Origin of the sequence: Sneathiella marina, from assembly GCF_023746535.1 — a bacterium.
Lineage (GTDB): Bacteria > Pseudomonadota > Alphaproteobacteria > Sneathiellales > Sneathiellaceae > Sneathiella > Sneathiella marina.
In genome coordinates, this window is the sequence record NZ_CP098747.1 from 261362 (window position 1) to 276594 (window position 15233).

Annotated in this window: 11 protein-coding genes; 6 read left to right on the forward strand and 5 right to left on the reverse strand. The window is 46.8% G+C overall.

Annotation, left to right across the window (positions count from 1 at the left end; translation table 11 throughout):
* Nucleotides 1-4 precede the first annotated feature (4 nt).
* Nucleotides 5-733 (reverse strand): UTRA domain-containing protein, encoded by a 729-nt coding sequence (locus NBZ79_RS01360; RefSeq protein ID WP_251934753.1) that lies wholly within the window; start codon nucleotides 731-733, stop codon nucleotides 5-7.
* A 324-nt stretch (nucleotides 734-1057) separates the two neighbouring features.
* Here NBZ79_RS01360 and htpG point away from each other — a divergent pair, with 324 nt between their 5' ends.
* Together htpG and NBZ79_RS01370 are read left to right on the forward strand one after the other, a co-directional pair.
* On the forward strand, nucleotides 1058-2938 hold the full coding sequence (gene htpG / locus NBZ79_RS01365; RefSeq protein WP_251934754.1) for a molecular chaperone HtpG: 1881 nt from the start codon (nucleotides 1058-1060) through the stop codon (nucleotides 2936-2938).
* 40 nt (nucleotides 2939-2978) lie between these two features.
* Complete coding sequence (locus NBZ79_RS01370; RefSeq protein ID WP_251934756.1) at nucleotides 2979-3623, forward strand: HAD family hydrolase; 645 nt, start codon at nucleotides 2979-2981, stop codon at nucleotides 3621-3623.
* Nucleotides 3624-3645: 22 nt separating this feature from the next.
* On the opposite strand, the gene NBZ79_RS01375 is transcribed toward NBZ79_RS01370, so the two are convergent.
* Nucleotides 3646-5004, reverse strand: coding sequence for an MFS transporter (locus NBZ79_RS01375; RefSeq protein ID WP_251934757.1), 1359 nt, complete (start codon nucleotides 5002-5004; stop codon nucleotides 3646-3648).
* A 180-nt stretch (nucleotides 5005-5184) separates the two neighbouring features.
* On the opposite strand from NBZ79_RS01375, the gene NBZ79_RS01380 reads away from it, so the two are divergent.
* On the forward strand, nucleotides 5185-6267 hold the full coding sequence (locus NBZ79_RS01380; RefSeq protein WP_251934771.1) for a hypothetical protein: 1083 nt from the start codon (nucleotides 5185-5187) through the stop codon (nucleotides 6265-6267).
* Nucleotides 6268-6332: 65 nt separating this feature from the next.
* On the opposite strand, the gene NBZ79_RS01385 is transcribed toward NBZ79_RS01380, so the two are convergent.
* From NBZ79_RS01385 to acnA, 3 genes are all read right to left on the reverse strand, one after another.
* The gene (locus NBZ79_RS01385; protein WP_251934772.1) at nucleotides 6333-7142 is read right to left on the reverse strand and encodes an NUDIX hydrolase; all 810 of its coding nucleotides are present in this window, start codon (nucleotides 7140-7142) and stop codon (nucleotides 6333-6335) included.
* Between the two features lie 72 nt (nucleotides 7143-7214).
* Nucleotides 7215-7949 (reverse strand): DUF1223 domain-containing protein, encoded by a 735-nt coding sequence (locus tag NBZ79_RS01390; protein WP_251934774.1) that lies wholly within the window; start codon nucleotides 7947-7949, stop codon nucleotides 7215-7217.
* A gap of 119 nt (nucleotides 7950-8068) precedes the next feature.
* On the reverse strand, nucleotides 8069-10759 hold the full coding sequence (acnA, locus tag NBZ79_RS01395; protein ID WP_274706842.1) for an aconitate hydratase AcnA: 2691 nt from the start codon (nucleotides 10757-10759) through the stop codon (nucleotides 8069-8071).
* A 767-nt stretch (nucleotides 10760-11526) separates the two neighbouring features.
* Here acnA and NBZ79_RS01400 point away from each other — a divergent pair.
* The 3 genes from NBZ79_RS01400 to NBZ79_RS01410 are packed head-to-tail and all read left to right on the forward strand — an operon-like array spanning nucleotide 11527 to nucleotide 15229.
* On the forward strand, nucleotides 11527-13491 hold the full coding sequence (locus tag NBZ79_RS01400; RefSeq protein ID WP_251934775.1) for an AMP-binding protein: 1965 nt from the start codon (nucleotides 11527-11529) through the stop codon (nucleotides 13489-13491).
* A 20-nt stretch (nucleotides 13492-13511) separates the two neighbouring features.
* A complete protein-coding gene (locus NBZ79_RS01405) occupies nucleotides 13512-14303 on the forward strand; it encodes an ABC transporter ATP-binding protein (protein WP_251934776.1) in 792 nt (263 codons plus the stop codon).
* A 20-nt stretch (nucleotides 14304-14323) separates the two neighbouring features.
* Nucleotides 14324-15229, forward strand: a complete 906-nt coding sequence (locus tag NBZ79_RS01410; protein WP_251934777.1) for a branched-chain amino acid ABC transporter permease — start codon at nucleotides 14324-14326, stop codon at nucleotides 15227-15229.
* Nucleotides 15230-15233: the final 4 nt, after the last annotated feature.

The following is a 15233-nucleotide window of genomic DNA, read 5'->3' on the forward strand; positions in this document are numbered from 1 at the left end:
TTGTTTACCCCAGATGATACCGATCACCTGGATAGACCATCCTGGCAGTTGATACGATTTTCTCTCCAAACCAGGTACGACAATTAATCACCAGGCATGCGGTTGCAGCATCGAGTGCCAGGAAGTGGGAAATTTCAGCATCTGAAACTTTCGCTTGAATATTATGTTCGTGAGATAAAAGGGCAAATCGATTGCTGATACATCTATCTGCCGTTGAGTCATGAAAATCCATCTCAAGATACTCAGGAAATAAGGTGGCGCTCACGTGCCTGTCCTCAAGCATAAGGGGAATATCGTTTTCATAATGCACAAAATACGAACGGAAAATCTGATCTCCTTCGGACACAGCAATTAAATTAGCGGCATCAGTATCTGCAGGTTCCGCCTGCAGGAAATGAATTTTGCAGTGATGCTTTGATCCGCGGGCGCGAATTACCTGGTCGATATCATTGAGCTCTAGATTTTTCGGCACGGCCTTTATGGGCGCGACAAAAGTCCCTACTCCTTGAATGCGTTCCAAAAATCCGGCCTGAGTCAGTTCACGAAGAGCACGATGGATCGTCATCCTCGATATTCCCATGTCTTTTACCATGGTATGCTCGGAGGGCAGTCGGCAATATGCCGGCCAATCACCGCTCGAAATCCTTTTCAGCACATAGGATTTGACCTGTTCATACAATGGCTTTGGCGGCGCATAGGAAACTGTTTTGGATAAGGGCGAGTTTTTTGGCATTCGGGCAGTTCCCTTCTTAGTTGGAATCAAGGAGAGGACGCCTGCCTGACGATGGATGTGAACAATTTTCCAATAAAAAGACCATTCGTCAATTTAATACTTGAACGTTCATTCCAAATAAATATATAGTAGGGTACTGATCACCTTCATCTACACTTAAATGTTGATGATCTGTGAACGGCCTGCTCCGATTTTCTGCGCCCCTCGGAGTGGGCCACTTCATCCTCCTGCCTCAAATAAAAATTCGGAACATAAGCCTTGATTGACCTCGCGTGGCTCGTCATATAGGTAACTGAATAATCTTGAATGAGTCGAAAGAGGAAAATGACAGAACAAACCCATGAATTTCAGGCCGAAGTCGCCAAACTGCTCGATATTGTCGCCCATTCACTTTATAGCGAAAAAGAAATTTTCTTGCGGGAGTTGGTGTCCAATTCCTCCGACGCATGTGATCGGTTGCGCTACGCGGCTTTGACGAAGCCAGATCTCATCAAAGAAGACCCGGAATTCAAAGTCATCTTGAGCGTTGATCAAAAAGCAAAAACATTGACCATTACGGACAATGGCATTGGCATGACTGAACAGGAAATGATTGAGAATCTGGGTACAATTGCGAGATCGGGAACATCTCGTTTTTCTGAGGAGCTGACAGGAGATTCCACCAAAGATATCAATCTAATCGGTCAATTTGGTGTTGGCTTTTATTCTTCTTTCATGGTTGCAGACAAGGTCACTGTCGTAAGCAGAAAAGCCGGAGAGAAGGCTGCAACTGTTTGGTCTTCCAACGGAGGCGGATCTTTTGAAATAGCTGAAGGAACCCGGGAAGGTCGCGGCACGACAATTACTCTTCATATGAGGAAAGAGGCCAAGGAATTTCTGGAACCGCTACGACTTCGTAATATTGTCAAGACTTACGCGGATCATATTGCCCTGCCGGTTATCTTAAAAGCGGAGAAGGAAGGTGATGAAGATGAAGTCCTGAATACCGCCAGTGCTCTTTGGACTCGTCAGAAGTCTGAAATCAGCGCCGAACAATATACGGAATTTTACCATCATGTAGGACAGGCGTATGATTCCCCCTGGATGACACTTCATAGTAAAGTAGAGGGCCGTATTGAATATACAATGCTGCTTTTCATCCCAGAGCAACCACCGTTTGACCTCTTCAGTCCGGAACGAAAATCCAAGCTCAAGCTATATGTCAAACGCGTCTTTATCACGGATGATTGTGAAGAATTAATTCCGGCATATTTGCGATTCCTGAGGGGTGTTGTGGATTCGGAAGATTTACCTCTTAATGTAAGCCGTGAGATGCTGCAAAATAACCCTGTTTTGCATAAGATTCGAAGCGGCCTGGTCAAAAAGGTCATCGGAGAGATCGAAAAGAAAGCAAAAAAGGATCCGGAAAGCTTTGCCAGTTTTTGGGATAATTTTGGCGCTGTGCTCAAAGAAGGTATTTATGAGGATACGGATAACGGGGAACGCATTCTTAAACTGGCGCAATTTCGAAGTACAAAAGCAGACAATCGGACATACCTAGCCGACTACGTAGAACGCATGAAAGAGGGCCAGGATGCTATTTATTATATCACTGGTGACGATATTGATGCCCTAAAATCCAGCCCTCAATTAGAAGGGTTCGCGGCAAAAGGGATAGAAGTCTTGTTGCTTGAAGACGCAGTCGATAATTTTTGGCTTAGCCGAATTACCGAATATGAAGGCAAGAGTTTTAAATCTGTCACACGTGGAACAGCCGGTCTCGAGAATTTAGCCGATGAAAAGGACCCCTCTAAGGAACCGGAAACGAAGGCGGAAAGCGCTGAAATGGATAGCCTGATCGCCTTGTTCAAGCAGGCGCTGGAAGGCAAAGTCAAGGATGTGAAGGAATCCCTGCGCTTGACGGACAGTCCCGTTTGCCTTGTGGCGGATGATGGTGATATGGACATACATCTTGAAAAAGTACTGAAAGCCCATAAGCAATTTGGTGGTGCGGAAAGCATGCGTATTTTGGAGCTTAATCCCACTCATATGCTGATCAAAAAGCTGGCCGCGAATGCGAAGACCAATGGAACATCTGAAGCTTTGGAGGATGCAGCTCTTCTCTTGCTTGATCAGGCGCATATTGTTGAAGGGGATCCGGTCTCTGACCCCGTCGCATTTTCAAAGCGCATGGCAGATTTCATGGCAAGCGGGATCTCTGCCTGATGAGGTAAGCTTTGCTTGAACTTGATTAATCGAGGCGCCAATGTCCGTAAAGGCAGTTGTTTTTGATGTCGGTGAAACGTTAGTCGATGAGTCACGGTACTGGAGCGACTGGGCCTCTTATTTCGGGGTGTCCGCCGAAAACTTCATGGACCGGCTTCGTGATGTCATTGCATGCGGACAGCATCATCATGCGGTTTTTAGGTCCTATGATCCGGATTTTAAGCTGGCCGAGGCATTGCGCGCACGCGAAGAAGCAGGCACTGCCTACTCATTGCGGCCGAGCGATTTATACGCGGACTCTATTTCGAGCTTGGAACAACTGCGGCAATCTGGATACAAGATTGGTATCGCTGGAAACCAGCCAGAATCGGTGCAAATAGCGCTAAAGAGCTTGGGGGTACCAGCGGATTATGTCGCGTCCTCTGCAGCCTTTCAGGTTGAAAAACCGGATAAACTCTTTTTCGAGAAGGTCCTGGAAATGATGGCGTATGCGCCAGCTGAAGTTGCTTATGTGGGAGATCGATTGGACAATGATATCTTTCCGGCACAGAATGCCGGTATGAAAGGCATCTTCCTCAAACGCGGTCCTTGGGGGCAGGATCATGCCAAACGCTCGGAATGTCAAAATGCAGATTTAGTCGTCAACGACCTGGCGGAAATTCAACCAAGGTTAAAAAGCATCTAGACTAAACCTGATTATCCCGCAGCTATGTCTGCATTTTTTCAGGTTCTTCCGGTTCAATTTTTAAGTACGCCAATATGAAGAGGAATATGGTCAAAGCAGCTGTCATCAAAAAGACCCCTGTGTAATTCTGAGAGGTTGAAAAGACGGTGCTACATAGCGCCATGCCTATTGTGCCCCCTAACAACTGTGCACAGAGAACTATCCCCCCTGCAAGTCCCTGTTTGTCTATTGGGACTTCATTCATTATTGCGCGCATTGGCGGTACAAAAAGAAACGGCAACGCTGCGCCCCAGATCAAGAGAGCGGGCAACAGCAAAAGGTAACTCTCCCAATGAACAGCTATTCCAATCCAGAGAATACTGAGGGCAATACAGAAAATGCCGCCGAGAGCTGGCTTTCGAGAACCAAACCGATCCGCAGTTTTCCCAGCAATAAAACCGGTTGGTATGGAAGGTGCAGCCCCGGCCACCAAGGCTATTCCGGCTTGTAGGGACGACATTTCAAGTGCGTGCTGTAGATAAAGAGCGCCAAAGATAAAGACGGCAATTTTTGTAAACTGAGCCATAAAAACCGTAAAGTTGCAGACCGCAAAACTGGAATTTCGAAATAGTGCAACATCGATCAATGGCTGGTTTGTATTAATTTCTACTATTACAAATAAACCAAAAAGGCCAACTCCGGCTATCAACGAGACAATGACGAATGGATCTACCCACCCCCAATCCGGACCCTGCATAATAGCGAAGACTGTGAGGCCGACGCCACTGATTAACGTCAGAGTGCCCAGAAAATCAAATCGTTCTTTGGCGTCGGTTCGCGGTGGATCTATCCATGTCATGAGAACAAGCGCCGCAATGAGCAAAATTATTGGGGGATTGATCCAGAATATCCATCGCCAGGATACGTAATCTGTCAGTACACCGCCGACCAACGGCCCTAACGCTAGAAAAACGGTTCCAATTGTTCCATATATTCCGATGGCCACTCCGCGTTCTTTCTCGGGAAAGGCAATTGTAACCATTGCCATAGAGGCAGGAAATATGATCGCAGCCCCAATTCCCTGCAGGGCACGGGCAAGGATTAAATATGTGCCGCTACTTGCAAATCCGCAGGCCAGCGAAGCGGCGCCAAACAAAAGAATACCGAAGGTAAAAAGAGTGCGAAGCCCTAAAATATCCCCCAGCCGGCCACCGGCCGCAACAAGACCAGCAAATACAAGCAAATAGGAATTTACCACCCAATGGGAGGCGAGTAAGGAAATGCCGAGATCAGACTGAATAGTTGGTAAGGCGACGCCAACAATAGTTTCATCGAGCAGCACGATCCCAATGACGCCTCCCATGGCTGCGAGCACCCACCATTTTCGTCTGGCGTCGATCAATGTGAACGTTTCCCCCAAGTCAGAATAATCTACTGCCTCAATAGTAGCCAGACTGCAGAAAAATAGTCAATTTCAGTTTTAGATTTCGAAATTGAAATACAACTATTGATTTTAAAAGATTGAATTTTTACAATCTATATCCATCTGTAATCAGATGACCCAAACGAGATCTCCAGCCCTATGAATTGGGTGAGAAAGTTAATCCTTCTCGGCTTTATTCTTAAATCTGCAACCGGCTGCGCGGCGGTTGACGCTGTCGGTGTTGCTTACGTTGTCGAGGATTTCGCCAAGGGTGTCCTCCTGCTTTCACAAGTCGTAAAAAATGGTTTTGCCATGGCGGAGAAAGCCAATTCAAATGCTTTTCGCAATAATTTGAAACTCCAGCTGGAAACAGGCGGTAATTTTGATGTGACTCAGGAGCCGCTTTATTCCAGTGCCGATTTGGCTGCGCGGGCAGTTCTACTCAACAGTTTGACGCAATATGCACAATCGCTGGCATCGATTGCCTTGAAGGACGATCCGGCCACCTATCTGACCCACTCCTCAGTTGAGGGGAATTTGCTGGGTATGACAGACTATGAACAACTGGATCTGTCTCACTCCATAGATCGGCCAGGTGTTCAAAGTTTGTACGAAGGCCTAGAATTCTTTCGATGGTTTTTCTCACTCCCTGAACGGGAAGCCAAGCTTGCGGCGATTGTCAGTTCCGGCCGGGTCGCTTTCGAAAAGACAGCAAAATTGCTATATATTGACCTGGGAGAGAAGGCCGATCAAAGTAAAGCCTGTAACCATGCGCCCCCTATAGCCAACCCGCTGCATAAAATTCATAGCTTGATATTATGTCGTGGTGGATTGCGGGGGCTACTGGGATCGGTGATAAAGAGAGAACTCGCAACATGGAAAAAACGGCTTCTGCTGACGAAAACTTCAGAGGCTGCCACATTGACGACAAATCGCCGTCGCCTAATCAACAGGTTAATTTCAGCACAGCAAAATGGGCAACAAGTCGATCAGGTAATTTCGCAAACACAGGCTGTGCTAAAAAAGATGATATCTTCCCATAATCAAATCGTCCAGATGCTGAAGCATCCTGATATTGACGAAGGCAGCTTTAATTTTTTTGCACCACGGACCTTTTTGGCTGAAGTTACGGTGTTGGCAGAGAAAGTGAATCGGATAGACAGGTCGCTTGACAGTTTTTCAGGTCAATCGACGGCGGCGATTAGTTTCTCTGATTCAAGTATTTCCAAAAGCGCAAAATAGGGTGCTGGATTGGTCTGTTTTATACAATTTCAGCCGGGGATAACTCCCTGTGGCTATTCTAAAGATCACTTGTCCATCAAGGGATCAACAGCTCTCCGTGTTACGCTATATCCCGCTTCCTTCGGAATGAGCAAATACCTGCCTTCTTCCGTCACTTCCATTTCTGGTAACACTGTAACGGTGTGAGTTGCGTTTGCATCCGCCACCACTGTATCCACAGACGCAAACTTGCCCAGAGCCTCTACATTCATTCTCGTTGGGAAAATTACGGTATATTCACCAGCATCGGCCTTTGCTTGAATCTCATTGGGGCCCGCCCAAACTGAATCAACAGATTCCTCGCCATCATGCCGGGCCAACTGATGGGGTGGAGCTGCGGCAACAAAAAAATGTGTATCAAAACGCTTGGGCATAAATGTTGGGGTTACCCAATGGGCAAAATGCCCGAGGAGATCCGTCGCCAGCTCCAAATTTTCATCTTGAACCATTTGCAATATTGTAACTTCGCCATTTTGCAAAGGCATTCTGTACTTTGAGGCGAGTTTTTCCAGCCGTTCATGGGTGACTAGCTTTCCCGTGTCACGATTTCTGGCCAGCAGAATATTTGCTTCTTCAAAACTTTCGCGAATACAGGCGACTTTGAAGGATCGAAGGGGATCCTCCCGGCGTTCTGATTCTGGTAGATGACTGACAAGGGCTGCGTCAGTATCTGCATCATCTACTTTGCCGCCAGGGAAGACAAGAGCCCCGGAAGCGAAATCGATTTGGTGATGGCGAACAACCATGAAAACTTCAAGTGTATCTTGCTCTTTATCACAGTCGCGTACCAATAAAACGGTTGCGGCAGGTTTTAACGGGGCAATTTCTTTAGTCATGGAAGCTGGGCCATTGTTGTTGTTATTGGCTCCATACTGCCTGACTGCGTCGGCAGTATCAACTTCTCAATCTTAAAGTTTTACATTCAATGCCGCGATAATGGGTCCATAATCGGCCCGTTGAATTATAAGCGCGCATCCATCTCTCCCGGATTGCCTCATTTCAGCTAAATCAAGGGAGACGGTTTCCGCATTACCGTTCCACTCACCAAGAGACCGGATTTGGCGAACAATGTTATGGTAGGTAATTTTGCGGCCTGAATTTTCACCGCGTCCAATATCAACATCCGCTGCATGGTCAATATCGACAAGCCAAATCGTTGCATTGCCTTCACCGGCAGGTAAATTGACATGCAAACTATCCTCGGAAAAAGACCAGGTTAGCGGAAGCTGTTGGGCATGTCCGGCTTGGTCTTTGATAAGGGCTTTGACGCCATGACTGTCCGAGCCAACTTTATGCTCCGTGCCGCCGACAATCATTTGTGGTGTATAGACATAGCGAGAACTGAATTTCTTTTTATAATTTACCTGCCGGTAGTCATTGTCCTTGCTACCGAAAGTATCTTTCCAACCAATATAATCCCAATAGGTGACGGCAAACGTCAGGCCCAGAATGTCACTATCCTCGATCAACTCTCCCAGAAATTTATCAGCCGGGGGGCAGGAGCTACAGCCTTGTGATGAGTATAGTTCGACAACAGAGGCAGGCTGATGGGCGCTTTGGGCATTTACAAAGGATGATGCGGTTAATGCCAGAATACCAAATGCTGTCCCGACGACGGTGGGAATGAGGTTTATTTTTTTCATGCTTTGTTATTTAGTATATTCCGTGTTCACAGACAAATCACCTATCGTTGACATCTTGGTGAACAAAAAACGGCGACTCAACCGAGCCGCCGTTTCGTCATGGTTTATATGCCCGTACCTTAAGCGGCAGATAGATTCCGAAGGACATACTGCAGAATGCCATCATTTCGATAGTATTCAACCTCGTCCAAAGTATCTATACGGCACAGCAGATCGATGGTTTCGCTGGATCCATCGGACCGTGTAATCTTACAGGCAACATTCATGCGTGGTGTAATGCCAGCACCGATTCCGGTCAGATCAATCACCTCGTTGCCATCCAGCTCCAGTGTTTTTCGGGTAACACCTTCTGGAAACTGAAGGGGCAATATACCCATTCCGACAAGATTTGATCTGTGAATACGTTCAAAACTTTCGGCGATCACAGCCTGGATTCCCAGCAACAATGTTCCTTTGGCAGCCCAATCGCGGCTGGATCCTGTTCCGTATTCCTTACCGGCAAAAACAACAAGCGGTGTTTGTTCCGCGTGGTACTTTTGAGCCGCATCATATATCCACATTTGCTGACCATCCGGCATATGCCGTGTTACGCCGCCTTCTGTGCCTGGCGCGAGTTCGTTACGCAAGCGGATATTTGCGAATGTACCCCGTGTCATCACCTGATCATTTCCGCGACGGGATCCAAAAGAGTTGAAGTCCTTTGCGCTCACCTGATGGCTTTTGAGATACTCGCCAGCAGGTCCATCCGCTTTGATGGCACCCGCAGGTGAAATATGGTCGGTAGTAACTGAATCGCCAAGAAGGGCGAGAATACGGGCACCCGTTATGTCCGAAAAGCCGCCGGCTTCTTTTTCCATACCCTGGAAATAGGGTGGATGCTGTACATAAGTTGACGTGCTATCCCAGGTGTAGGTTTGTCCTTCAGCTGTCTTGATGGACTTCCAGGCATCATCCCCAGAAAATACATCGGCATATTGAGTGACGAACATATCTCGCGTAACTGCCTCCCGGACAGTCGCATGTACTTCCGCATTGCTTGGCCAGATATCGCTTAAATAGACCGGGTTGCCGTTTTGATCATTCCCGAGCGAGTCTTTTGTTATATCTATGTTCATGGAACCAGCGATGGCATAGGCAACGACAAGAGGTGGTGACGCCAGATAGTTCGCTTTTGCCTGCGGGCTTACCCGGCCTTCGAAATTCCGGTTTCCGGACAGAACTGAACAGGCAACCAGATCACCTTCGGCAATGGCATCGGCGATCGCTGGTGCCACAGGACCGGAGTTTCCGATACAAGTCGTGCAGCCATATCCAACCAAATTGAACCCAAGAGCATCCAAATCGTCTTGAAGGCCAGCTTTCGCGAGATAGTCCGTGACCACTTTGGAACCGGGTGCCAGGGAGGTCTTAACCCAAGGTTTGACGGTGAGTCCTTTGGCCAGAGCGTTTCGTGCGACCAAGCCGGCAGCAAGCATCACATTGGGATTAGATGTGTTCGTACAAGATGTGATTGCAGCAATAATGACGTCACCATGTCCAATCGCATAGTCGGTTCCCTGGACATTAACCTCTGCGCCCAAAGAAGCTCCGTCAGCAAGTGTCGGTAGTACATCCTTGAAAGCAGGTGCGGCGTCGGACAGCAATACTCTATCCTGCGGGCGTTTTGGGCCAGCCAGGCTTGGCTCAACAGTCGAAATATCTAACTCCAGAGATGCCGTGAAGACGGGATCTTCCGTCGACTCTTCGCGCCACATGCCTTGTGCCTTGGCATAGGCTTCGACCAGTTTCACTCTTTCCGGGTCTCTCGCAGTGAAATTAAGATAGTTGATGGTTTCCGCATCAATTGGGAAAAATCCGCAAGTAGCTCCATATTCCGGAGCCATGTTCGAAATTGTCGCGCGGTCCGCCAATGCAAGTTCCGCGATACCAGGTCCGTAGAATTCAACAAATTTTCCAACGACGCCTTGGGCCCGAAGCATCTGAGTAACGGTCAAAACCAGGTCTGTAGCCGTCGTTCCTTCTTTCAGTTTGCCTGTCAATTTAAAGCCAACAACCTCGGGAATGAGCATTGAGATAGGTTGACCCAACATCACAGCCTCGGCTTCAATGCCGCCAACACCCCAGCCTAGAACAGCCAATCCATTGACCATGGTTGTGTGACTATCCGTCCCGACTAAAGTATCGGGATAGGCTACCTCTGTACCGTTTTGATCATTCGTCGTCCAAACAGTTTGAGCTAGATACTCAAGGTTAACCTGGTGGCATATTCCGGTTCCAGGAGGGACAACACGAAAGTTATTAAAGGCTTTCTGGCCCCAGCGGAGGAAAGCATACCGCTCGCCATTTCGTTGCATTTCCAACTCGACATTCTCACCGAAAGACGCAGCCGTACCCGATTTATCCACCATAACAGAATGGTCGATTACCAAATCACACTGGGCAAGAGGGTTAATCTTTTCAGGATCTCCGTCCAGGGCAACCATGGCATCCCGCATGGCGGCAAGATCAACAACAGCGGGAACGCCGGTAAAATCCTGCATCAGCACGCGGGCAGGGCGATAGGCTATTTCCCGATCAGCCTTTTGATTTTCAAGCCAGCCAGCAACCGCTGTAACATCTTCTGATGTAACCGTGCGGCCGTCTTCATGGCGCAGCAGATTTTCCAGAAGAACTTTGAGAGAAAAGGGAAGGCGAGAAACATCTCCGAGGCCCGCTTCTTCGGCGGCTGGAATGCTGTAATAATCGTAACTCTTGCCGTCAATATCAAGTGTTCGGCGGGTATTTAGGCTATCGTGACCAATTGTTGTCAACGCTTCGCTCCTTAATGCAAAGGGAAACGGGAAGGTGTCTGGAAATCGACACCCGTTAATTAATGGCCCGTATGTGCCCTAATTTTTAAATTTTCTCAAGCCATAAGGTGAAGAAGGGGAAAGATAACCTTAAGAAATTCCAACCTGGACTTAATTTTGTTCTCTATATTTGTTGGATTACGTTCTTATCAATTGTCCGGCAGCATTTGATAAGTAATAGGAGCGAAGAAGTTGGGTGTGTTGTTGAGGGGCGATAGAGGATTTAGCTTAATGTGGATAAAAAATAAAAAATTTAACTAATTGAATGTAAAAATAACAGTACAATTTTTTCACATACTATTAAATACGAATTATTTTACAAAAAACTATTCATATTATCGACCACATTGTAATTTTTTTATATTAATATAATGAAGTATATATTTATACTTAAATAACAAACGACTGTTTTATTTTATTATTACTATTTTTCATGGAAAATAGCCAAATTTCTCTTTTGTGAATTGCTGTTTTCAGTTTTCCTCTTGACCTCGGTTGGACATATCGACTATTGACGATAGCAAGACTTGCGAAAAGCATAAAATAGGTAGTGGCCAATAAACTACTTGATCTGGGAGGGTCGTCTCGGCAGCGACAAGTAAAAAGCTGTTGATGACATATTGAAATTACTGTCGCGATAAATCTGCGCGGAAAAATTTTGTTTGTTCCCAGAACCCATGAAAACGCAAGTGAAGTTGACATTTTGATAATTGGGATCCGGGCAGCTGATGACAATAAATGACACTGAGTTGGAACGGTACGATACATTTCCAAAACTGTTACTCCGCAACGCGATTCAGCGACCACAGGCCCCTGCATTTCGTGAAAAAGAATATGGTATCTGGCAAACCTATAGTTGGCAGGACGTTCGGGATAACGTTAAAGCCCTAGCTTTAGGGTTGGCAAATCTGGGCCTGGTGCGCGGTGATAAAATTGCTATTGTTGGATCGAATAGACCAAAGCTCTATTGGGCTTTTGCTGCTGCTCAGGCAATTGGGGCAGTTCCTGTACCGATTTATCAAGATGGTGTTGCCGAGGAGGTTCAGTATGTCTTGGCGCATGCTGAGGTAAAGGCGGTTTTTGCCGAAGATCAGGAACAGGTCGATAAAATAATGTCGATCATGGCGGAATGCCCGGAAATCAAGAACATCATATATAAGGAGCCCCGAGGATTACGTTTATATGATCAAGATTATTTACATTTCTACGACGATGTTCAAGAGGCTGGCCGCGCTTATGAAAAATCACATTCTGATTTTTTTGAATCAGAGATTGCAAAAGGCAACATAGAGGATCTTTCCGTCATCTTATACACCTCTGGAACGACCGGGCGTCCGAAAGGTGTGATGTTGAGTTTCTCCAATTTATGGGAATCAGCCCGATTGTCCGTGGAATTTGAAGGATTGACGGAGAAAGATGAAGTCCTGTCCTATTTGCCGATGGCATGGGTTGGTGATCATTTCTTCGCTTATGCACAAGCGCTGCATGCAGGGTATACGGTAAATTGTCCGGAGAGCGCGGAAACAGTTTTGTCCGATTTGAGAGAATTGGGCCCGACCTATTATTTCGCACCACCTGCAATTTTCGAAAACTTGCTTACTCAAATGATGATCAGAATTGAAGATGCAAGTGCATTCAAGCGTAAAATGTTCCACTATTTTATTGGTGTTGCAAAACGGTGCGGTGTGGACATTCTGGAGAGAAAACCGGTGTCCTTGAAAGATCGAATTCTGTATGCTGTTGGAAATATTCTAGTTTTCGGGCCGCTGAAAAATAGATTGGGATTTAGCAGAATCAGGATCTCCTATACGGCGGGCGCCCCCATTGGTTCAGAAGTGTTCAATTTTTATCGGTCCCTCGGTATGAACCTCAAACAGCTGTATGGGCAAACAGAATCCTGCGCTTATGTCTGCATCCAGAATAATGATGATGTTCGCTCTGATACGGTTGGGCCTCCAGCCCCAGGCTGCGAGGTTATGATTGACGATACCACCGGTGAAGTTCTTTATAAAAGCCCGGGCGCCTTCGTCGGATATTATAAAAACGAAGAGGCAACTCGCGAAACAAAGCTGGAAAGCGGATGGGTACATACAGGCGATGCCGGTATCATTACAGATGACGGCCAGTTAAAAATTATTGATCGCGCCAAAGACGTGGGCAAGTTGGTTGATGGTACGTTGTTTGCGCCACAATATATTGAAAACAAGTTGAAATTTTTCCCGTCGATCAAAGAAGTCGTTTGCCATGGAGGGGAACGCGAGAGCGTTACTGCTTTCGTCAATATTGATCTGGATGCCGTAGGAAACTGGGCTGAACGGCAGGGTATTTCTTATACAAGCTATACGGATCTCGGCAATCGAGACGAAGTCTATGAGCTTGTCAAAGAATGTTTTGAAGAGGTTAATCGTGATTTGGCCGTCGACAGTGATCTGGCAAACGCCCAGGTTACTCGGTTTCTTATTTTACACAAAGAACTGGACGCGGACGATGGAGAACTAACGCGGACACGAAAGGTGCGACGGCGAATTGTTGCCGAACGCTATGCAACGCTAATCGACGCGCTATATTCAGACAAAGACATGATTTCAATTGAATCGCAAATGACATTTGAAGATGGTCGGACAGGTCAGCTAAAAGCAGATTTGAAAATCAAAGATTGTGAAACCTATCCGGCCCTCAAGGCCGCATCATAACGGTAAGGACCGGTATTATAATGTTGGAAGATAATCGAAAAATCGGCGATACCTTACTTGATGTCAAGGGAATCAGCCTCTCCTTCGGAGCGGTAAAAGCAATTGTAGATGTAAGCTTTGATATTCTTGAGGGTGAAGTTCGTGCGATAATTGGGCCCAACGGGGCTGGAAAAACCTCTATGCTGAATTGTATTAACGGTTTTTATCATCCACAGCAGGGAACAATCACATACAAAGGAACAACCCGCAGTCAGATGAAGCCCTACGAAGCTGCTGCGCAAGGAATTGGTCGCACCTTTCAAAATGTGGCATTGTTTAAGGGTATGTCGACCCTCGATAATATTATGACGGGTCGGAACCTGAAAATGAAATCTGGGATCATTTCAGCAATGATCTGGCGCGGTCGCGCCGAGCGTGAAGAACTAGAACATCGTCGCTATGTCGAAGACATTATTGATTTTCTTGAAATTGAAGCAATCCGAAAAACACCGGTTGGCCGGCTGCCTTATGGACTGCAAAAACGGGTTGAACTTGGTCGGGCGCTGGCAGCGGAACCGGACCTTTTGCTATTGGACGAGCCGATGGCTGGTATGAACTTGGAAGAAAAAGAAGATATGTGTCGGTTTATTCTGGATGTGAATCAGGAATTCGGCACGACAATTTGTTTGATTGAACATGATATGGGCGTCGTGATGGATATTTCTGACCGTGTGCTCGTCCTTGATTATGGCGGGAAAATCGCGGATGGCACACCTGACGCTGTTCGTGCCGACCAAAATGTAATTGACGCCTATTTGGGCGGCGGCCACTAAGCCGGTAGCTGGAGCATACGATGCAGAATTTTCTAGGTGAATTTTACTTTTTTATCGAAGTGTTGATCAGCGGCCTCCTTACGGGAACGTTGTACTCACTTATCGCGCTCGGATTCGTCTTGATTTTCAAGGCATCCGGCGTTTTTAACTTTGCTCAAGGCGCCATGATGCTGTTTGCGGCACTAAGCTTTGTAGGTATACAGGAAAAACTCGGAGTGCCCTGGCCGGTGGCGTTTGTCCTTGCCGTTCTTATTATGGTTATTCTTGCGTATTTGGTTGATAAGCTTGTTCTTGGAAAGCTCGTCAATCAGGAACCCATTATTCTCTTTATGGCGACAATCGGGATTACATTCTTTATCGACGGATTTGGGCAAACGGTTTGGGGAAGTGATATTAAGGTGCTTGATATCGGTATTCCAACTGGTCCGCTTTTCATCTTTGATATCCTGATCGACAAACTTGAACTGGTTGCGGGGGTTGTCGCGGGTGTCATGGTTGCCGGCCTCGCCATCTTTTTCAGCAAAACGAAAGTTGGTCGTGCATTGCGCGCTGTTGCAGATGATCATCAGGCAGCCCTTTCTGTTGGCATTTCCCTGCATCACATATGGATTATTGTTTGGTCGGTTGCCGGATTGGTCGGCTTGATTGCCGGGATTATGTGGGGGACGAAACTTGGTGTTCAATTTAGCCTTAGCCTGGTTGCCCTGAAGGCTCTGCCTGTTCTAATTCTTGGCGGTTTTACGTCAATCCCGGGCGCAATTGTCGGTGGTCTGATTATTGGCGCCGGAGAGAAGCTGGCAGAAATCTATATTGGCCCCTTTATTGGTGGCGCGATCGAGAATTGGTTTGCCTATATGCTGGCCATGGTCTTTTTACTCTTCCGACCACAAGGTTTGTTCGGTGAAAAAATTATCGAAAGGGTGTAAGCGG